We start from the raw sequence: 22,664 nt of genomic DNA, 5'->3' as shown, positions 1-22,664 counted from the left end.
TTTATAATCATTCTGGAAGTATGTTTATCGGCTAATTTTATGCCTTTATAGATTTATCAGATATTACTTTGTGATTTATGCAGTGAGTTTATATAGCAGGGAACAGGGAATACGCTTGAAAGTCTGTTAGTATCTGGTTATGTTCTAAAATTTTGTACCTCATTTACCTGAAGTCTTAAGTTGGCTATGCTAGGTAGTTCTACACTAGTGGAGTCTATATTTCCTAAGACAAACTCCAGAATAATCTTGTATTCACTGACGCTGCTGGACTGAGATGGAATGAAACGCAGATTAACGCAGATTAACGCGGATATAACTTTTGTTATTGCACTAATTTAGCCTTGTCACGCTACTATAATTAAAATATAAGACCCAGCCCCGATATGTAATAGTGTAGGGTGGGTGTATAATTTTTTTTAGATTATTAATGATAATTACGGTAGTTTTCGGTTATTCATTTGGCTTCTGCGCTTTCTAGCTTTGAGTCATCTTTTCTAGATAGTTGACCATCTTCCATATGAATAATGCGATTGGCAATATCTAGAATGCGATTATCGTGAGTTACTAACAAAATGGTACATCCTTGTTCGTGAGCTAAACGCTGCATGAGGTCTACAACATCTCTACCAGTCTGTTTATCTAATGCTGCTGTTGGTTCGTCTGCTAACACTAGTTTGGGATGACTCACTAAAGCCCGAGCGATCGCTATCCGTTGTTTTTGTCCTCCAGAAAGGTTATCAGGATAGTAATCAACCCGTTCACCTAAACCTACAGCCCGTAACATGGCTTCAGATTTAGTTTTGGCTTCGTGTTTACTAATATTTTCATGTAGCTCAATTGACATCTGCACGTTCTGTCTAGCAGTCATAAATGGCAATAAATTATGAGCTTGGAAAATATATCCAATGTGGCGACGAGTTTGCACCATTTTCTCTTCATTCGCGCCATTCATTTCTTGATTTAATATTTTTAAACTTCCCTCTTGGACTGAACGCAAAGCACCTATTAATGATAGTAAGGTGGTTTTGCCTGAACCAGAAGGGCCAGTCATAATTACTATTTCGCCCGGATATATTTGGAGATTAATATCAAATAATACCTGCTTTTTTAAGGAACTATTGCCATAATAATGGTTGAGATTACTAATATCTATTACAGGTTGCATAAATATAAGTAGAAAAGTGTAAATATTTGTATTTGGGATGAGGCAGGGGGCAGGGAGTAGGGAGCAGGGGACAGGGGAGAAGACTTTAAAAAATATCAGCCGGGTCAGCAGATTTTAGTTTGCCTACCGCAGTTGCACCAGAAATAAAACACATGATGATAGTTGCTAACATCACAAATATTGCTCTAGAAAAATTCATTTCAATTGGTAATAAGGTGGCTTTTTTAGCAAATTCATATTGAATAACTGAAAACAGAAATCCTGGTATATAACCTAAAATTGCAATGAATAAAGCTTGTTGCAGCACCATAGACAATAAATAATTATGGCGATAGCCCATTGCTTTCAAGGTAGCATATTGTGCTAGATGTTCAGAAACATTACTATAAAGAATTTGATAAACAACTACTATACCAACAATGATGCCTAATCCTACACCTAGATTAAATATAAAACCAATGGCTGTACTACTTTGCCAATAATTCTTTTCAAAAGCCACAAATTCTGCTTTGGAGAAAACTTTGACATCTTTTGGTAAATAGTCTTTTAACTTCTTGACAAAGGCATCAGCATCACGACCAGGTTTTAATTTAATCATGCCGATATTAATAAATCCTGGTTGGCGATTACTGAAAATTCTTAAAAAGTTGAGATGGCTAGTAATTAAGTTACCATCAGAACCAAAGGATGTGCCTAGCTCAAATAATCCAGCTACTTGAATTTTGCGATTGGGGCCGCGATCGCTAATTTCTGCTGTCACACTATGTTGCTTTTCAAGTTCCGCTACAACTGGGCCAAACTCAGCACGAGAACTGCGGTCAAATAAAACCATATCCGGGAGTTTTAAAGTGTTTAAATTTTCTGCAACTCCGGGAAAATCAAATATTTGCTCTCGCAGTTCAAACCCAATGACAAAAATATTTCGCCAATAATCTCTAGTTTCAGGATTTTTCCACTGACCAAATCCTAAATAAATAGGGTTAACAAAATCGACTTCCTCAAAGGCTAAGGCTTGAGTTAATCGCCGTTCTGGGAAGCTTTCCATTGCAATTAAGGACGTAGAACGGGGACTGATTAAAAAGCAATCACCTTGTAAACCTTCATGTAATCGGACAGCACTATCAAATAAAGCATCACGAATACCCAGTTGCATAAATACAATTACAACTGCAAAGATAACTCCTGAAAGTGCTACAAGTAAGCGAGTTCTTTGGTGTCGAAGTTGTAACCAAGCGGTAGGTAGTTTGTCAAACATAATTTTTGCTCAATTACTAGTGCTTTGTGTAGAATCAGAGGTGTTAATTACTACTTTGACCTGCAAATTAGTTAATCCTGCTACTCGCTGACTAGTTTCGGGATCGAGGCGAATTTTCACTTCTACTACTCTGGCATCTGCATCGGCAACTGGATCAGTACCTAGTGCATCTTTTTTACCAATTTGCAAGCCAATTTCGTCTACTGTGCCTTGTAATTCACCTATAACTTGATCACCCTTAATTGTAGCTGTTTGACCTACACGGACTTGAGCAATGTCAGTTTCATAAACTTCGGCTGTGACATACATTTGATCAGTGTTTCCTAAGTCAACAATGCCTTGATTGCCGACTAGTTCACCAGGCCAGGTGTGAATTTTGAGAATTTGACCATCTCTAGGCGATCGCACATAAGCTAACTCTAAATCAGCCTGCGCTCTTTGTACAGCAGCTTGGGCAGATACCAATTCCATTCTTGCTAGTTGTACATCCACAGGACGAACTTCTGCTATCGAGTCTAGGGTTGCTGCTGCTTCCTTAATTTGTTTTTGATTCGTGGCGACTGTGCGACTGAGATTAGCCGTTGCTTCCTCGATATCTTCTTGATAGGAACTTACAATCCGGTTGAGATTGGCTTCGGCTTCTTTAAGACGTTCTTGAGTAGTATCTTGTTGCAGACAGAAATTATCACGCTGTTGGGCTGCTACTGCCCCATCCCGATATAAATTTTCATAACGTTGGCATTCAGTTTGGGAATTTCGCAACTCCGCTTTGATGCGCTCAATTGTGGCTGCTTGGGCGATTCTTTCCCCTTGGAACTTAGCCTTTAAACTGGCAATAGCTGCCCTTTGCGTAGCTATTTGTCCCTTTAACTCTGCCTGTGTGCGTTCAAATCTAGCATCTTGAGCCGTGATCTCACCCTTTTTTGCCCCAGCTTGCACTTGTTGTAAACGAGCTTGGGCAACTTTGACTTGTGCTTGTGCTTGTCTAAGAGATGCCAAAAGGCGATCGCGGTTATCTAAAACGGCAATAACTTGGCCAGACTTGAGTTTATCTCCACGTTTCACTAAAAGTTCCGTAACTCTTGCCCCTTCTTGAAACGCAGGTGCAGATACTGTAATGACTTTATCTTGAGGTTCTAAATACCCCGTCGCCGCAATAGCACCAATATCTTTAGTATTGGTATCGACAGTAGTTACTGTGGATGTTGATTTAGAATTAGCTGACTGCAAACTCAGTACAGAGTAGGTGGTAATAGCACCAGTTGCTACAGCAGAAATGATTATGAGAGCAGTAGTTCCTCGATTAAGAGGTTTCAACATGAGTTGGGATTTCATTTTTACTACCTAAGTTTAACGGATTCTGCGAAAGTCCCTTATGATAAGATATAAATGGTTGTTCACCCACCCACACGACTCATAACAAACGGTCACAGTAGCGGTTAGACGCTTACCAAGTCTAAGAGCGTGAGAAAGGGGGAAAGACCTCGGTCACTGGTTCGCGTGATTACGTTCTGCGGTAAAAGATAAGCCATACAGAGGTGTACAAAAAAGTAATAAACCGCCTTGGGAAGCAGGGTGGCTGCGCGGGTTCTCCCCATGAGGAGATAAAGGTAGCAATACCAGAAACGCTGTGTAAGACTTAGACCGGATTTAGTTCCGGGTACTTAGCAATAAGTACGCCCAACAGAGCAACGGCGAATGAGACGCGAAACGTTGATGGTTGTTTCTATGAGCGATACGCTGAGAGCGTTCCGCAGGAAAGCGAGCCGGAGTACTTCACAAAATATCATTTGGCGGTAGCACTTATACTAATTCATCATGTTTTCTAGAGAATTAATCTGAGGATTTGCCTGATTTGAAACTTCATTAATTTATCAGAGACACTGACAGAATTTATGCACTGAGTAATCCAATCTCCCCACACCCTTACACCCCCACACCCTTACACCCCTAAACCCCTACTGTTTTTTGTATAACAATTCGGTCACGTATCCTATCGGGGAGAAATTTAATCATTAAGTTTACAAATTTCGCCTCCTTGCCAACCAAGTAGCGGGTTTTTGGTCTTTTTGCCGTCAAGGCATGAACCACAGATTCAGCCACCTGAGCCGGTGAAATGCCATTTTTACCTGATTTAATCGCCGCTTGGCAAGCAGCAACCGTAGCAGTACCATAGAGGTCTTTAGCTGCTGGTGGCAGATCCTTGACTGCTTGATTAGTTATAGTGACAGCCCTTTCCCAAATCGGCGTAGCAACATAACTAGGCTCAATAATAGAAACAGAAATACCCCAAGGTTGGAGTTCCATCCGCAATACATCTGTAAATGCTTCCATTGCAAATTTTGCAGCACAGTTTGATCCCAAGTACGGCATAGCCATCTTGCCAATAATTGAGCCAATATTGACAATTCGCCCTTGAGAGCAACGTAAAAGCGGGAGGAAGGCTTGAGTGACAGCTATTTGGGCGATGACATTGACTTCCATCTGCTGCCGTAATTGTGCGATTGCTAAACACTCTAAAGGACTAACAACCGCTATACCTGCGTTATTCACTAAGCCCCATAAACCAAAATCACCAACAGCCTGATTTACAGTCTCTACAGCAGCAGCAATAGAACCCGCATCTGTAATATCCAGTAAGATGGGTGTCAGACGATGAGATGCCTGATTTTTCAAACTCTCCCCATCTGCTGGGTTACGTACACCAGCAAACACCTGAAATCCTAATTTATCTAAATGCAGGGCGCAAGCTTTGCCAATGCCTGTAGATGCGCCAGTTACAACTACTGCACCTTTATTATTGTTCATATGCAATTTTTTAGTTTCTCTTGTTTAATTTCACCAACAATTATTGATTCTGAAGCAGTCTTTTTTTCTTTGCCCCCCACATGAGGCCGAGTCCCACCACGATAGAAGATAATAATGTAGAAGGCTCAGGAACAGGTGTGATCGCAAAAGTGACTGCTCTACCGTTAGCATCAGGAACTATCCTGGCAAATTCAACTTCATCTCCAGTCCAGAAAATGCCATCGGGGCCAGCTAGATATAATGGGATAATTTCATTACTGACATAAACGATGGGATTTTTCTGCCCTTTTTGAAGAAACCCAGTCAAAGGTGATATCGAGATTGCAGTTATGGGTTGCTTGTTACGCAATAAACCTTCAGCACCCTCAGCTTCTATAAAAATTTTCACAAAGCTATCAGCAAGTGTGGGATCATCTTCTCTTTGAACAATTACTCCTGCTGAATATAAGGAGTTGTAGGGTAGTGTATTTTCAAATGGAGTAGGAGCTAAATCAGGAGTGCCATCACCAGCAATAACGCTGCTACTTACCGGAGCAAAAGGCAGCAAACCACTTGCTTGATTTTTAAATAATTCTAATTGCAGCACACCTAAATTCTGATCCGAACTGCCGACATCTCCTAACAGGGGGTCACTAATAATCGCATTAGTTGGATTACCGATAGCAATACTTGTTTTTCCTGAACGTACTACACTAAAATCTGACTGATTATTTGGACTAAAGAGGTTGATACTGGTAGTAATAGAATTTGAAAAATTATATATACCACTTTGACAAGTACTTACCCAATTATTGCCTGTACTACAGGTCATTGATGCCGCATCTGCTGGTTTAGCAATATTCACAAATGATAAAGCAGTTAAACCTACAATACTGGCTATGGATTTGGCTACCCTTAATTTATTAAGCATTATTGTCCTCGACTATATAGAAATAAAGGTTCAAACTCTAAATAATTAGGCACTATTGCTATATAGGACTAGTATTTGATTTCTGAAAAAATATAAGTATGTGTAGGGTTTGTTAGGCGTAAGCCGTAACGCACCACAGGCCTTGGTGCTAGGTGCGTTACGCTATCGCTAACACACCCTACGTATCTGTTCAATAATCAAATATGATTCCTATAGCAGTCCTAAAGTATTTGTAAATATCTCTTTTTTTTGTCTGTGTAGTGCGTTAAAAAGATAAAATTTTACAAATGAGATAGGACTACCCTATTATTCCTATTCGTTTGCTTTAATTACTTGACGGATGGCATCTACGACTAATTCAGGTTGGTCGATATGGATATTGTGTCCACTAGTTGGAGCTATTTGCAAAGTCCCTTGAGAAGAAAGTTTAGCTACTTCTGCTTGCAATTGTTCCCAAGTTAAACCAGCTTTTTTGGCTTGTTCATCTGGCAGACTAGAAAACATATTGACTCCATGAGACAGGACTACCAGGGGTAAGTTATCTGATAATTTGGATTTATTCACCTGCTCGGTACTGATTTCCATTAACAGACTCTCAGCGATCGCAGTTTCAAAAGTTTTCGGCAGAAACTGGGCTACAATCATTGCTTGGATCTGGGATGGTAACTTTCTGACAAAGTCTGGTGTTGCTTTTGTTCCTAGCAATTGCGCCGATAAACGTAACAAACCTAGTCTCGTGATAATGGACAACGAACGAAACATCCGCCTAGTTGCTGCCATGTAATTTTGAAAGACTGGTGAAAGATGTGGATAGATATTGGCTGGGACTGCATCTACTAATACCAACCCCACAACCTCCTCTGGATACTGGCTGGCAAATAAACGTAAATTTAGCCCGCCCAAGGAATGACCTACTAAAATGTAAGGAGGTTTGATGCCGGCATTAGTCAGTAGTGTATGTAATTCCTTCACCATTTCCTGACTAGTGCGGGGTTTAGAACTCGATTCACTCCAACCATATCCAGGCCGATCGAAAGTACACACACGGGCAAATTGAGCTACTTCCGCCTCTACCAAACTCCACACTAGAGATAAACCACCCAAGCCGTATTCCATTACTACAGTTGAGTCACCTTCGCCTACACAATTGATATGTAGTTTGTAGCCTCCCACATCGACAAGCTTACCTGGGGGTGGATATTTACGTACATCTTTGCGAGTAGCGATCGCCTGGTATAATGCTCCAACTAATATCAAAATCAATAGCACCACAAAACCACCAAGCAAATATCTCATCATATCTTCCATAGCTCACTTGAACAAATATCAATTCTTTCCCCACCCTGAGCCATCTTTAGTTGTATTTGGATTTTTCAAAACTCTACCAAACTTTAATTACTAACTCAAATAGCATTGCTACACACACCGTAACAGGGACTAATTCCAGGTTTGCCATTCACCAAAGTTAAGTAAAGAGAACACTTACCCAGACTCTCAGAATCCCAGGAATAAATCGGAATCCCCGTACAAGATGCAGAATTATGAACTGCTTCCGGTAAATCTCGGAAGGTAATATGATTCATTTTCTTACCCAAACTATTAGCAGAAATCGCTGAAGCTAAAATAAATAATGAACCAATTTCACTTAAACATCTGCTCTCAAGAGAAATATGTTTACCAACCTTAATATCATTAATTTCTGCTTCCGATAAAGTTAAACCCAAGCGATTTATCGCTTTTTGAATTTCCCCATTTTCCAGACCTTGTGTGAGGTAAGACATTGTTGTTGCTTCCATAATTAATACCTGGTGTTCAATTACAATCAAAATGATATTTTACTGAAGTCGAAACTTGGATTTCTCACCAAATTTTTAAAGTTAAGCTTTCTTTGTGTTGAGATGTTGTAGGGGTGGGTAAACTGAGATATTAGCCAAGAATTGGATTATATCTGTGAACCTACCCCTTATGAGCAGTACCGAAAAAACCCTGATCTACAGACTTAAGAAACTTTTTCTCTTAACCAAGAGTATCTTTCCGGTTGATATCTATACCCCTTAAATTCTTCCCGCACCCGTTCGATTTCACTATTGTCTGGTAAACCTTTGGTTTTAGATTTGTAGATGAACTCACCCACAATAGCTTTAGCTGACAAAGATAGCATCCGCAAGAAATAAAACCAATGTGTAGGATCTAATAAACCACGGATACCAAAGCCTTTCCACTGGAACATGACATACCAGATGGCAATGTAAAAGTAGGTATATTTCATACTGGCGAAAACATTGCTGCGTCGTGGTTCAAATTTGGTATTTTCTAAGAAGTTATCGAAATGTGTCAGTGTTCCATACTTACCAACCAATTGATCTGCTCGATAAACATCCATGAATCCAATGTTTGCACCCTGCTCTACCAATTGGTTAAACTGCTTGCATAAATCCGCAAAAATTCCATCGACGTTACCGTTAGCAATCTTGACATATCTGGGAATAAAATTCAGGTCTAAATGCCACTTACCTATATAAGTGGGGATATGAACTCCAAACCACCACATATATTCAAAGTAAATACGCCAACTCATCACACTAGCATGACCGAGTTGTTGAGCATGACCCCGGTAGAGACAGTTAACAGTGCGAGCATAAGCCAAATTAAAATCGTTGTAAGCGGCTCGTTTAGCTTCCGCGTCAGCTTCCCCTGCTAATTTAGCGCGGATAATTTCGGTGATACCTTCTACCGCAAAAGCAATCATTGTTGTGCCGTAAGAATAGAAAGCATCAAACATATGAGAAGAATCACCCACTACATACCAGTTATCAGGGGAAAACATCACTTTACTTTTATGGGCAATCCTTTGGCGATAATTAAAATCAACTACCTCACCGCTATCAATAATTTCCGCCAACATCTTGTGATTAGCTTTCAAAAACCCAGTGAATTTATCCAAAGTATTGATTTTATCGGATGGTATTACATCATGATGATGGATAACGCCAATCGATAAATCCATTGTTTTCTTGTCAAGGGGAATCATCCACAACCAGTGACCGTGACCAAAATAGTGATTAGTAGAGTAGTAATGGCTATTTGATGTTCCCTCTGGGTGATAACCTGAGTGAAAAATGGTGCGGTCTACATTTCTCACCCGTAGCCAAGCTGAACCATTGTTAATTCCTAATAGGTTTTCTGGGCCAAATAACAGGTTATCTGTCTTGCGACCAATGATAAACTTCAAACCAGCCGCATCAACAACGTGTTTAGCTTTCAATTCTAGGGTTTCGCCACCCACTTTCACTTCTACAGTATTGATAGCATCACCAGGAGTTAAATCCACATCTACGACGCGTCCGTTGTAGAAAACTGCTCCCATCTCTTGATTCATTTTCAACAGATCCCGCTCAAATTTCGGTCTGTGGAGATGGAAGGAAGAAATTGGAGTTTGTCTATTTGCCCAGACGTGATAGTAGTCATCAAGAGTTTCAGTCTGAGCCGCATCTTTAGGCCAATGGAAGTTTAACCCGGACTTAGGAGCGTGATTTTCAATCAGATAATCATGAAGTCCTAACTCTTTACAAAGGAAAAGAGCCGCCACCTCAATGATAGACTCACCTATTTTTAAATCTTTGTCTGTCCGTTCTACTGGACGGGGGTCTATCAGGGCAATTTTGATGTTGGGAACGTTGAGTAACATATGTCTGGCTTGACACAAACCAGCAAATCCCGCACCCATGATAACAACATCGTATTCGTGTAACTGAGTAGTGTACATAGTTGAATATTTCCTAATATTTTCACAAGACATTTATCGGGTTTTATGCAAACATCTCCAAAAATCAATGTAGCATCTATAAAATTCCTGGAGATGTCTAATTAATAGACCTCTTACACAAATAATTGAAAAGTTTTTATTTGCGTTCTTCTTTGCGCCTACCCTTCGGGAACGCCAAGGGCGAATGCGCCTTTGCGTGAGCTTTTAAACAATATTTTTGGCAACACCAAAGGATTCATGCAAGAAGTCTAATAAACACAGAGATGAACTTAACGTAATGCAGCTACTTCCAAAATTTGATTAGCCTCTGTATTTTCAATACTGGCTTTGGTAGTTTCTTCTACTACCCAAGGTTGCAATTCTGGACAGAATTGATAAGTTTGGCGGAACTCTTGGCGCATTTCTTCAATTTCAGTATTGGCAGGTAAACCTCTAGTTTTGAACTTATAAATTAATTCCCCGATCGCACCTTGGCCTGATAATGCTAATAGTCGCAAGAAATGATAAATATTGCGTGGTTTGAGTAAGCCTGCAATGCCAAAACCTTTCCACTGAAACATCAGATACCAGATAGCAACATAAAAGCAGGTGGCTTTAAGGCTACCAAAGACATTACAACGTCGAGGCTCTAATTTGGTATTTTCTAAAAAATCGTCAAAGTGTTTGGCGGTGTAATAATCATTAATTAATTGATCAGAACGGTAACAATCCATTAACCCAATATTGGCATTACGTTCTACCAGTTGATTGAACTGTTTATACAAATCGGGGAAGAGTCCGTCTACATTGGCATTTAGACTCTTTAAATAAATGGGGATAAAAGTTAAATCCAAATGCCATTTACCAACATACATAGGCACTTGCACACCGAACCACCACATATATTCAAAATAAACCCGCCAACTCATGACACTTGCATGACCTAACTGTTGAGCATGACTCACATAGAGACAGTTGACACTGCGGGCATAACCCAAGTTAAATTCGTTATAAGCAGTGCGTTTCTGCTCTACATCAGCCTCACCCCCAAGGTGAGCGCGAATAATCTCTGTTACACTCTCAATTGCTAAAGCAATAGTGGTTGTGCCATAGGAATAAAAGGCATCAAACATATAGGCAGCATCACCAATCACATACCAGTTATCTGGAGAGAATAGAGTTTTACTTCTATGAGAAACTTTAGGCCAATAATTGAAATCAACTAATTCACCACTGTCAATAATTTTGCCGAGAATTTTGTGATTCTCATGAATGAACTGCTGGAATTTTTCCTTTGTCCCCACAATTTCAGCAGGGAGTTCCTGATGATGGTGGATGATACCAATAGATAATTCTTTTAACTCAGTATCAATAGGAATCATCCATAACCAATGACCATGACCAAAGTAGTGATTGGTAGAGTAGTAATGACTAATTGATGAATTTAAGGGGTCATATCCACTATCAAAAATAGTGCGATCGACATTTTTAACACGCATCCAAGCTGAACCAATATCCAGCCCCATCATGTTTTCTGCGCCAAAAACTAGATTATCAGTTTTGCGTCCAATAATAAACTTCCGACCTGCGGCATCAATGATATGTTTGGCTTTGAGTTCTATTTGTTCATTGCCGATTTTGACGGTGACTGTCTTGATAGCATCTTTAGGAGTTAAATCCACATCTAGCACGCGCCCGTTATAGAAAACCACTCCCATCTTTTTATTCATTTGCAGCAAGTCCCGCTCAAACTTGACTCGATTAATTTGAAAAGCTGGAATTGCTGGCTGTCGATTAGACCAAATATGAAAGTAATCGTCTATATTTTCAGTTTGAGCAGGGTCTTTTGGCCAATGGAAACTTAATCCCAATTTAGGGGTATGATTTTCAATTAAATATTCATGAAGTCCTAATTCTTTAGCTAGGAAAAGAGCCGCTATTTCGATAGTTGATTCGCCAATTTTTAAATCTTTATCAGACCGTTCTTCGGGACGAGGATCAACCAAAGCTACACGAATACCTGGGATATTTAGCATCAGGTGTCTAGCTTGGCATACACCAGCAAAACCAGCACCCATAATTACAACATCGTATTCTAACGATTCGGCTGTATACATTATTAACTCCTTACTAAATTCTGTTTGAGGCTCAATTCTGCTAATTACTTGAGGAGAGATATATAGTCATCAGGAGTTGCAACTGAAATTATTCATTTACCTTGAGCCTTTAGTAAATTGCAGATATTTTCACATCCGATGACTATGACTGAAACGCCAACAGTTGGGTTAATTTAGCGTACTAAAACCTTTTCTTGGTTAGTGACTGATGACTCTTGAGGATTGACTAATGAAACTTCTACATTCCAAGGTTGCAACTCAGACTGATATTGGTAGGTTTTAAACTCTTGGCGCATATTTTCCACAATACTGTTATTAGGTAAGTTTTTGGTTTGGAATTTATGCCGGGCTGCACCCATTGCAGATATACCTGATTGCAGCAAAAGTTGGACGATATAGGAGAGATTTTTTGGTTTGAGTAAACCACGTAGTCCAAAGCCTTGCCATTGAAACTTCGCATACCAAACAGCGATATAGAAGAAAGCATTCTTCATGCTGCTATAGATGTTGGAACGCTGAGGTTCAAATTTACTATTTTCTAGATAATCCTCAAAGTGTTTGAAGGTGAAGTATTTTCCAAGTAACTGATCTGCGCGCACAGGATCCATAAAACCGATATTAGCACCCCTATCTACCAATTGATTTAACTGTTGATAAACCTCTGGGAAAATACCATTTAAGTAAGCGCGGAAAGGTTTAATAAACTCACGCAAGAATGGCAGATGTAAATGCCATTTACCAATGTACATTGGTACGAGGATACCAAACCACCACATATACTCAAAGTAAATCCGCCAACTCATAATACTAGCGTGTCCCAATTGTTCGGCATGGTTACGAATGAAGGTATTAACGCTATCACAGAAAGTTAAATTAAATTCGTTATAACTTGACCTTTTCTCCTCAGCATCAGCTTCACCTGCGAGTTTAGCGCGGATGATTTCCGTGACACTTTCAATACCAAAAGCAATCATGGTTGTACCCAAGGAGTAAAACGCATCAAACATACAAGCTGCATCGCCTATTACATACCAGTTATCGGCAGAAAATAGGGTTTTACTTTTATGGGCAATTTTCGACAAATAAGTGAAATCTACGGTTTCACCACTTTGGATAATGTTATAGAGAACGGTATGATTGGCTTTTAAGAACTCATAAAATTTCTCTTGAGTGTTGATAGTATTGGCGGGAATTACATCATGATGGTGCATCATCCCAATTGATAATTCCTTCGCCTGATTATCAATGGGAATCATCCACAGCCAATGTCCAGTACCAAAGTAGTGATTGGTAGTATAGTAATGGCTAACAGCAGATACTAATGGGTCATAACCACTATGAAATAGGGTGCGATCTACATTTTTCACCCGCACCCAAGCCGAGCCATTATTTAACCCTAATAAATTTTCTGAACCAAAGACAAGATTATCTTGTTTTTTGCCAATGATGAATTTGCGACCTGCGGCATCAATAATATGCTTGGCTGTTAATTCTATCTGTTCACCATCAAGCTTAACTTTGACGGTTTTAATTGCATCACCGGGAGTTAAATCAACATCTAAAACGCGCCCATTGTAGAACTTAATTCCCATCTCCTGATTCATTTTGAGTAAATCGCTCTCAAACTTAGCACGGTTAATTTGAAAAGTAGGGATAGGGGGTTGACGGTTGATCCAAATATGGTAGTAATCGTCGATAGTTGCGGTCTTATCTGGTGTTTTTGGCCAATGAAAATTCAATCCAGCTTTGGGCGGATGATTTTCAATCATGTAGTCGTAAAGTCCTAATTCTTTACCAATTAGAAGTGCGCCGATTTCAACTGTAGATTCACCAATTTTGAGATCATTTTCAGCTCTATTTACAGGTCTGGGATCAATTAGGGCAATTTTGATATGAGGAACTTTCAGTTTTAAGTGTCTGGCTTGGCACAAACCTGCAAAGCCAGCACCCATAATTACAACATCATATTCTGATGATTGATTGTTGTTCATTGTAAAATTATGTTGTGATTGTATTGTTGGAAGTTGCAGTTATATTGCATTCGGTATTTGTTAACTGCAAACTCTTGATTTCTCTGTCTCTAAATATTATTCAGATGGAAATAATGATTTTATGCAGTGGATTGATTGTTTTCACAAGGATTTAAGTAAGTCGGTGGAAATAAATCAACCTGGATTCCTAGATTAAGTTCGTAGTAAGGACTTTAGTCCTAAAATCAGGACTAAAGTCCTTACTACAAACCTTTAACTTGCATAGACATGATTAATCTGCGTTCATCTGTGTTTATCTGCGTTTAACTAACGTGAGTTCGACAAGTCTTTTCTGACCTCTCCCCCAACCCCTCTCCGACGCGGAGAGGGGAGTAAGGAACTAAAATATCAACGAAAAATGGGGTTTTAAAGCCTCTCTCCTTGTAGGGGAGAGGTACCCTGCGGGAAGCAAGCTATGGAGAGGGGTTTTTTGATTCGTTGAACTCACGTTTAACTATGATGCTATCCAAAAAAAAACAGTAGCCGTTTGGCTACTGCTATTGACAATGAGTAGGGTAGATTTTAGACTGCAATCTTTGCTTTTAGCTCGACAGCAGACATTTCTGTGAGTGCTTGCAGAACTTCTGGCGGCCAATTGGCGGTAACTGGAGTACCATCAGCGAGGCGAGTCACCCAGGCTACTTCTTGTTGTCCAACATGGAGTTTTTCCATTGTGCCATCGGCTTGTTCGCGGAAGAACTCAAAGTTAAATACAGCACCAGATTCGGAGACTGATTTGACATAGAGGAAGACGCGAATCTTATCGAAGGGCATTGCTTCTCGTAAGTAGTCCATGCGGGTGTAGAGACAAACCATCTCACCACGGGGATTGGAAACTCGCAGATATTCAGGTGCAACTGAGTATAAGAACAAATCGAGAATGCGTCCTTGCCAGATGAAGTAGTTACCGTAGTAGACATTACCGACTAAGTTCGATTCTTCTAGAGTGGTTTGGAAAGCTTCCGAGCGGAGTAATTTACCATAGCGGTTTAAGGAACTGGGAGCTTCATACACGATCGCACCACTGTTGAGGTTAGCCAAGCTAGATGGTAAAGGTGGTAGGGGGAGGGTTTCTGGCCGTCTCAAGTCTAGAGTAGCTGGTTCTTTGGCGGCAAATCGATCTAGATATTCTTGGAGGTATGGGGGAAATGGCATCGGTGAAGGTACACCGTAGCTAACTAATCTTACCCAGGTTGCTTTTACTTCCGCGATCGCTATTCTCTCTAAAGAATTATCAGGTAGGACTCGGCAAAACTCAATATAGGTTTCAAAGGATGAACCGACTACGTTACCTACCCAGGCTTTGGCTTGTAAGACATCATAGGAAGTGCCTTCACCTAAGACTCGCAGACTAACTGCATTTGTCACCATGCCCCAATCACCGCTTAAGAAGTCCGAGAGCATCTGCTCTGCTATACTCTCCATCGGTAGTTCGCGGATTTTGCCAATCCAGCGAAAGTATTGTGAGAAGTAGACGCGGCGGCTAATACTACCACTGTCTTTAAAACTGACTTGAAAACGTTGTTCGTAGCTCAGTTGTCCTTGGGGGCCATCTTGGGTGTAGCGTGTGCTGTGGCGGTCAATTTCGCTGCTTTCAGGGACGATGGCGGATGATTGCACCTGTAGCTTCAGTTGTGGTTGGCTGACTAAGACGGCTACCATCCGGGCTGGGGGACGGGTAAGTTTAACGGGAACTGTAACTACAAAGTAATCACCCTCCGTGGTTGTAGCCTTGAGTAGTACGCTCTCACCTTGTTTCGCCACAATGGAGAACTCAGGATGACTACCATTGAAGGCTTTATGCACGGCTTCTAAGGCTGACCAAATTCTCGTTCCGGCTGTGTCGCGGCTGTCGCCTTTGCTGACTAGTTCCTCTACTATGGGGCTACGCTTGTGACTGAGTAATGCTACCCAATCTTCCTCTGTACGGTGAGTAATAGACTCAATATCACAACCTTGGGGAGTATCAGAGACAACACACAGACAATAGCGATCGCAGTGAGATAATGATAGTTGCAATCCAGCTACATTTGCACCCGTCAATTCTGGTTTACCGGAAGCTAGGGTTTTGATACCAAATTTGATATCTGCCTCTGGTGCTAATCCCAACTGGGCTTTTAAAGCTTGGGCAATAATCGGTTGTTCTTGCTCACGGCGTTGCTTTTTCGACTTGCTTTGTAAGTTGGGGGCATATCCTAAAGCTACGCTGGGTGGAGTTAAAGCCAACTCTTGAAAGGTAGTATTAATTACCTGGGCTAATTTTTGGCGATCGCGGATTTCAGGATGAGCTAATTCAGCTGCGGTGGGGTTGTCGGGATGTTCTTCCAGAATCCGCAATCTATAACCAGTCAAGTGTTCTAAAATGTATCCTTCGCTATCAGTGGTAAATACTTCACTGATGTATTCCCGTCCTTCTCGCTCTAATAACAGAACTGTAACTAATCTCTCTGTTGCCTCTGGCTGGGGATTTTGGAATAATTCAATTTTGCCAATTTGGACTGGTAAACAAATATCTTGGGGAATGGTCAATTGTACAGATTGTAACAACACATCCCGCAGGTAAGGATCACCCAACAAGATATGATCACCTGCACCAGACCCAAAACTTTCTGTGAGTAGTTCGTTACTAGGGCGGACATAGGAACGGAAGACACTGCTTTTCTCACTCAGGGAGTAAATCTCACCCATGCGTTGGAAGCGTGACCCTTGGAAAAGTAAGTCTCCGTACAAATCCACTTGAGGATTTAAAGTCAGGGCTTGACCGAGTTCTGGTTTGAGTTGTGTACCTACTTTTGGTTCACCTAAAACGAAGATGGCGGCGAAGTGGTCAGTTTTAAAGCCTGTTTGTTCTGTGCGAATCCCCACTTTCACCCGTTGTTCTCCGTTGTGGTCAACTTCCATCACCTCGGCACGTAATTCAATTTCGATGCCTGTGGTGGGATTCACTACCACGGGACGCTGGAGGGAGATATCTTCAATGCGGATAATTTGTGGTTGGGTTGTACCAGTGACGTAGGCAGTAGCCTGTGCCATCGCTTCTAAACCAAAGACTGTGGGGAATAGGTAAGAGCCTCGCCAGATATGATCCTGCACATACAAATCCCGCTCTATAGTCAACTGAGTTCTCGCTGTTAACTCTACTCCTGGTTCTAAATACACAACCTGCTCAATGAAACGCAGTTGAGTAGTAGTAGATATAGGGGCAGGAGACCAAGTATCAAGCCCTCCCAACCGGGCAGCAATGATTACTTGTTGCGTACCAGGGTTACATTCAAACAATTTCAGGAAACGGCTTACACCTTCTTGAGTGGAAATCGCACCGATTCCCATGCGGTCTAGGTGTTTGACACTGCCCAGTTTTGCACCCATGCCCACTTCACCCCAGACGCTATAAGCGAGAGAAATGACTTGTGTTTGGGGATGCTGACTCGCAAAGTGGCGCAGCATAATATCCAAGGACTCGTTAGCAAAGGCATACCAGGTATTACCAGGCATTCCGGTGACTCCGATAATGGAGCTAAAGCCAACAAATAATTTGGGTGGTGTCGCAGCTAAGGCTTGTAACAAATTATCAGCACCCTGGAGTTTAGGAGAAACTTCCTTGATGGCGGCTGCTCTCGTCACCTGTTCAACTCGGCGGGGAGTGTTCAAACCTGCACCGTGTATTACCCCGGTAATTGTCCCTAATTCATTGGTGATTTGGGCAACTAGTTGATTAACTGCCTCAGCCTGAGTCACATCACAGGAGTAGTAACGACAGGTTAAGTTTGCGGCTTGGAATCGCTCTAAGGTACGTGCAATTTCGTTGTCGGTTTGTCCGGGTGTGGGGGCAGGAGATTGACCGACTAAAGCCATTTTTACCCCGGTAGCTTGGGCTAGAGCTAAAGCACACTCGGCGGTGATGCCTTTTGCCCCACCTGTCACCAGGATGACATCTGCGGCTGACCAGGAAATGCCGCGTTCGGTGTAGTGGGCAGGCTGTTGTAACTGTGCTTGGGGTACTAAACGGACTTGATTGGCATCATACCCGATAGTGGCGATCGCTTCACTTCCTGACAGTTCACTAATCACTAATTCAGCCGCACGGGTTGGTTCAATTTCTGAAGCTAGGTCTACCACCCGCACCCGTAAATCAGGGCGTTCTAAGTGCCAACTCCGGGCAAATGCTGCCGCACAGCATACTTCTGGATTCATGGTTTGAGAACCACTACCAAAACGACCACCACCAAACTGCACATAGGCTACACAACTGTTAGCAATAGCAGTGGAAATACTATTGAGCCTTGCTACCATCTGTGGTATCTGTAAAGTTTTTTGTGCTGCTTCAGTCTGTGGCAATACGGCAATATAATGTGAGATAGTTTCTTTTAAAATCGAGTCGTCTGCCAATAATTCGTGGTAGGTGACTTTTTTTGTGCGCGCTCCCAGTGATGTTAGTTGCGCGCTCAAGGCCTGCACTACGGGATTTTCTACTTCATCTGATACTATCAAAACCTGGGCTATTGACCAATCTTCAGGCTCTGCCATCTTAGCAGCTTCAGCTACATATTCGATAGCAAAATTACGTACCCAATCTGAGGAATTAGTAGCTACAGGTTTGACAGTTTGGGGCGTTGGCGGACTTACAGGTGTAGCCTTTTTAACTTCAGGCTTTTTTACGGGTTGCGCTTCCTGAAGTGCTGCCACTACATCAGTTAAGCTAGCGTTGGCTAAACTTGAAGGGTCAATTGCACCACCTACACCGGCTTGTTTAGCCGCAGTCGCCACCAATTCTGCTGCCTTGATGGAGTCGAGGTTGAGGTCATCCAACAGGCGCAAGTCCATAGACAGGGTATTTTGGGGAAATCCAGTTTGCTGTTCTACTAACTTGAGTAACTGTTGGGAGACATCTACGGATGGTTCAACAACCGGAGCATTAACGACAGGGTTGGGAGTTGGTTGTGCTGGCAGAGTGGCGCGAATTACATCACTCACTTCCTTTAAGGTGGCATTTGCCAAGGTGGAGGGGTCTAGCGCACCGGCTACACCACATTGCTTACTAGCAGCAGCGACTAATTCACCAGCTTTTATGGAATCTAAATTTAAATCGTCTAGTAATTTGGCATTCAGTCCGATGCTTTCGGTGGGATATCCGGTTTGCTTAACTACCAAATCTACAAGAATTGCTTCTACATCTACGGTTGGTTGAGCAACTGGGGGGGTTACTTGTGGCTGTTGGACAACTGGAGCAGAAACAACTGTAGATTTAGCGGTGGGTACTTCAACTATGTAATGCTGGTTGGTGTTGGGTTTAGCTGTAATGGCGGGTTGGGGTTGATGAACTGGCTTGGTTGATTGTGGTAAGTTTTGCAAGTCGGCGCGGATAACTTGAGCTAAAAATGAACCCCGTTGACTAAAGTAGTTAGTTAATAGCTTGGTCAGTTCGTCGTTGATGTGCTGGTGTGCAGAATTTTGGCTAGACATTATGCGTTTTCTTCCTTAATGGTTGACAAAATTGGTAAAGTTTCAATATCGGCTCGAATCAACTCAGCTAAAAACGAGCTACGTTGTGAAAAATAAGTAGAGAGAGTATCAAAAAACTCTTCGTTAGTTTGGTGCGTTAATGCCTCCTGTGGTATATATCTGTGCGATACGTTAGTAATATGCAAAACTTCGTGAATTTGTTCTAGAGATTCTGGGAAGGATCGCTCACAAGGGTTGTCAATGAAAAGACGCTGTGAAGCGGGAATAAAAGGATGTACTACACGATTTTCATAAAGTGCAGTCCAATTAATTTCACCACCGTGAATAAAGAAACTAGCTAATAAGGTATTAAGATCCCGATCGCATCCTGGCTTCGATTCTACGGGGAAACACATAAGCGGGTTGGTATTAGTGGTTGCTTCTACCAAACCTGTTAAGACTTTGCCAGGGCCAACCTCAACTATGAAATCACATTGCGGTGCGATCGCTTTCACTAAGGCCACAAAGTCTACTTGTGCAACCATTTGTTGGGCGAAGTATTCCCGGAGATTCTTTCCTGGCTGTACTTGCTTTCCGTTAACGCTGGAAAATAGAGGGCTAAGGGTTTGATTGAGTTGTTCGGGAATAGGTGCATTAGCACGCAGATATGCAGAAGCTTCGGCAATCATTTGGGAATGAAAAGCGTTAGCAACTGGTAGCAGGCGAGTTTGGATACTTTGTTCTGTGGCACGTTTGACGGCTGCTTCCACACTGGCGCGCTCACCAGAAATCACAGTCTGCACAGGACTATTAATATTCGCTACAACTACATAGCCAGGAATCCCTTGTATCAGAGTCTCAGCCGTGGCAGCATCACAAGCTAAACTAGCCATTGTGCCTGGATTATCACTCTTCGCCGCCATTGCTTTACCACGCATAGCAGCAAAACACAGTAGGGTTTTTTCGTTGTATGCTCCGGCTGCTTGAAAGGCTGTCAGTTCTCCTAAGCTATGACCACCGATAACAGAAGGCTTGATTCCTAGGCGTTCTAGGTAACGTTGCCACAGTAAAGAAGCAAAGCAAATGGCTGGGGGAGCAACGGCGGTGAGCTGTTTAAACCAGTCTTGCACTTGTTCTTGATTGGCTGCGCGGTCGAGGGGACGATAGATAAATTGACTGATTGGCTCAAAACCCATGTCTGTCAGCCATTTATCAGCTTGTTGCAGCAGTTCTCTAGCCCAAGCGTGACGTTCTACCAGGGTACGCGCCATATCTAACTTTTGCGAGCCTTGACCGGGAAACAGAAACCCTACACGATGCCGTTTGACGGCGTTAGCAATCCAAATGTCTTGTTGGGGAGTAACTTTCACTTCTCCAGAAGTAGGAGGAGCATCATTGAGCATTTGTTGCAATTGCTCCAGACGGTTCATCAATTCTTTGGGCGTACCAGCAATCACCGCAGCTCGTACAGGATGAGATGGTTCTGTGGCTTTTGCTAGTTCGGCAGCTAAATCCACCAATTCCGCGAGGCTCATACCTGCGGCTTGATTGATCACTGTTTGAGTGCGTTGTAGTAGTGCTTGTGCAGATATGGCACTGAGGACAAATATTTCTGTATCTTGATGGGAAACTAGTAAGGCTCTTTCCGGTAAGCTGGGCTTGAGATGAGGTGCAGGAGCATGACCAGAACTTAAGGTGACGTGGGAGTTAATGCCACCAAATCCCATTGCAGACACCCCAGCTACCAACCGATCTGAGGCTGGACGTACTTCACCTTGAATAATCGGATAAAGGCACTGGGCAGAAGTATCAAAAACCGGGTTGGGGTCTTTACAGCCTGCGGTGGGGGGTATAACTCGCTGATTCACAGCCATGACTGCTTTAATAAAACCACCCACACCAGCCGCCGCTTTAGTATGTCCTACTAAGGATTTAAAGGAAGTCACACCGCAGGAACGAGGGGCTAATTCACCATCTGCACTCATCGCTAGAGCAATACCTTCAATTTCAGTGCGATCGCCTACGGGTGTTCCTGTACCATGACCTTCGATAAAATCTAGTTTATGGGGGCTGTAACCTGCTCGTTCGTAGGCACGGTGCAATGCTTGGGATTGTCCTACCTTGGAGGGGGCTGTAATACCACCTTTACCATCAGATGAAATACCCCAACCGTTCAAGACTGCATAGATATAATCGCCATCAGCTTCCGCATCCGCCAACCGCTTCAAGACTACAAAGCCACAGCCTTCTCCGGGAATAAAACCACTGGCGCGACGGTCATAAACAGTCATATCTTGACCAGTTAATGCCCCTGTTTTAGCAAATCCAATCAGTTCAAAGGTATCTAAGCTAATATCTACCCCTCCCGCTAGAGCTAAATCAAGGTCTCCATTCGCCAGGGCTGTAGCAGCAGTAGCAACGGCAATCAAGGAAGAAGAACAAGCCCCATCTACAGTGTAACCACCACCATTAAAGTTGAAAAAGTTACAAACTCTCCCCGCAATAGTATTAGAAAGTCCACCAGCTAAAGTATCTTCTGTGATAGGTGCAAACACAGATTTGTAGAACTCTTCCATCATCAAAACGAGTTCTTCTGTTGCTGGTGTGGGCATCCCCTTAGCCTGACAGGCAGCCCGCAAAGCTCGCCGCACATAAGGCCAGCGTAGGCGCATCGTTTGAGAACGGGTGTGTTCTCCTGTGAGGGTATTACCTAGCACCACACCAGAACGATTAGTAGCAACACTTTGGCGAGTATATCCAGCATCTTCCACCGCTTTTAATGCCACCTCAAGAGTCAGCCAGTGAACGATATCCGTTGATTCTACAGTTGATTTCGGAATGCGTTTACCAGGCCAATCAAATTCAAAGCCATCAATTACACCAGCGCGATCGCCATAAGTTTGATCTGGAGCAGTGGGATCTGGGTTATAATATTCAGATATAGGTAATCTTTGATCTGGCATTTGCCGAAACTGTCGCCGCCTTGAGAGTATATTTTCCCAAAGTTGTGGTAAATTACTCGCACCAGGATAATGGCAACCCATGCCAATAACTGCGATCGCAGGAGTATCTGCATTCCTTTGCATCTTGGTATCCTTTCCTAGACTATAGAAATATCTGTTCTAATGAATTTTAGATAGGCTAGTGTCAACGTTATCTCAGGGTGAAATACCTGCGTTAATGCTCACCAGC

Annotated in this window: 12 protein-coding genes; all 12 read right to left on the bottom strand. The window is 42.3% G+C overall.

Annotation, left to right across the window (positions count from 1 at the left end; translation table 11 throughout):
* Window positions 1-454: 454 nt before the first annotated feature.
* The 12 genes from ACPZ3T_RS08090 to ACPZ3T_RS08035 all read right to left on the bottom strand — a co-directional run bounded on the left by ACPZ3T_RS08090 (window position 455) and on the right by ACPZ3T_RS08035 (window position 22,558).
* A complete protein-coding gene (locus ACPZ3T_RS08090; RefSeq protein ID WP_490275065.1) occupies window positions 455-1,165 on the bottom strand; it encodes a DevA family ABC transporter ATP-binding protein in 711 nt (236 codons plus the stop codon).
* Window positions 1,166-1,250: 85 nt separating this feature from the next.
* Window positions 1,251-2,420 carry an ABC transporter permease DevC gene (devC, locus tag ACPZ3T_RS08085; protein WP_490275063.1) on the bottom strand — a complete coding sequence of 390 codons (1,170 nt, stop codon included), beginning with the start codon at window positions 2,418-2,420 and terminating at the stop codon, window positions 1,251-1,253.
* 9 nt (window positions 2,421-2,429) lie between these two features.
* On the bottom strand, window positions 2,430-3,740 hold the full coding sequence (locus tag ACPZ3T_RS08080; RefSeq protein WP_490275061.1) for an ABC exporter membrane fusion protein: 1,311 nt from the start codon (window positions 3,738-3,740) through the stop codon (window positions 2,430-2,432).
* A gap of 630 nt (window positions 3,741-4,370) precedes the next feature.
* A complete protein-coding gene (locus ACPZ3T_RS08075) occupies window positions 4,371-5,228 on the bottom strand; it encodes an SDR family NAD(P)-dependent oxidoreductase (protein ID WP_490275059.1) in 858 nt (285 codons plus the stop codon).
* Window positions 5,229-5,268: 40 nt separating this feature from the next.
* On the bottom strand, window positions 5,269-6,138 hold the full coding sequence (locus tag ACPZ3T_RS08070; protein WP_490275057.1) for a PEP-CTERM sorting domain-containing protein: 870 nt from the start codon (window positions 6,136-6,138) through the stop codon (window positions 5,269-5,271).
* A gap of 312 nt (window positions 6,139-6,450) precedes the next feature.
* Window positions 6,451-7,437: an alpha/beta fold hydrolase gene (locus tag ACPZ3T_RS08065; RefSeq protein WP_490275055.1), complete on the bottom strand. Its 987-nt coding sequence runs from the start codon at window positions 7,435-7,437 to the stop codon at window positions 6,451-6,453.
* Window positions 7,438-7,541: 104 nt separating this feature from the next.
* Window positions 7,542-7,934, bottom strand: coding sequence for a hypothetical protein (locus tag ACPZ3T_RS08060; RefSeq protein WP_490275053.1), 393 nt, complete (start codon window positions 7,932-7,934; stop codon window positions 7,542-7,544).
* Window positions 7,935-8,137: 203 nt separating this feature from the next.
* Window positions 8,138-9,904, bottom strand: coding sequence for an NAD(P)/FAD-dependent oxidoreductase (locus ACPZ3T_RS08055; protein WP_490275051.1), 1,767 nt, complete (start codon window positions 9,902-9,904; stop codon window positions 8,138-8,140).
* 269 nt (window positions 9,905-10,173) lie between these two features.
* Complete coding sequence (locus ACPZ3T_RS08050) at window positions 10,174-12,000, bottom strand: NAD(P)/FAD-dependent oxidoreductase (RefSeq protein ID WP_490275049.1); 1,827 nt, start codon at window positions 11,998-12,000, stop codon at window positions 10,174-10,176.
* Window positions 12,001-12,173: 173 nt separating this feature from the next.
* The gene (locus tag ACPZ3T_RS08045; RefSeq protein WP_490275047.1) at window positions 12,174-13,991 is read right to left on the bottom strand and encodes an NAD(P)/FAD-dependent oxidoreductase; all 1,818 of its coding nucleotides are present in this window, start codon (window positions 13,989-13,991) and stop codon (window positions 12,174-12,176) included.
* 561 nt (window positions 13,992-14,552) lie between these two features.
* Window positions 14,553-19,493 (bottom strand): SDR family NAD(P)-dependent oxidoreductase, encoded by a 4,941-nt coding sequence (locus ACPZ3T_RS08040; RefSeq protein WP_490275045.1) that lies wholly within the window; start codon window positions 19,491-19,493, stop codon window positions 14,553-14,555.
* Window positions 19,493-22,558, bottom strand: coding sequence for a type I polyketide synthase (locus tag ACPZ3T_RS08035; RefSeq protein ID WP_490275043.1), 3,066 nt, complete (start codon window positions 22,556-22,558; stop codon window positions 19,493-19,495). The genes ACPZ3T_RS08040 and ACPZ3T_RS08035 overlap by 1 nt, the downstream gene beginning before the upstream one ends.
* Window positions 22,559-22,664: the final 106 nt, after the last annotated feature.

The sequence above is a fragment of the Aliinostoc maniaoense genome, assembly GCF_058172895.1.
The sequence above is the reverse complement of the archived record's forward strand: the minus strand, read 5'-3'. Positions and strand labels throughout refer to the sequence as shown.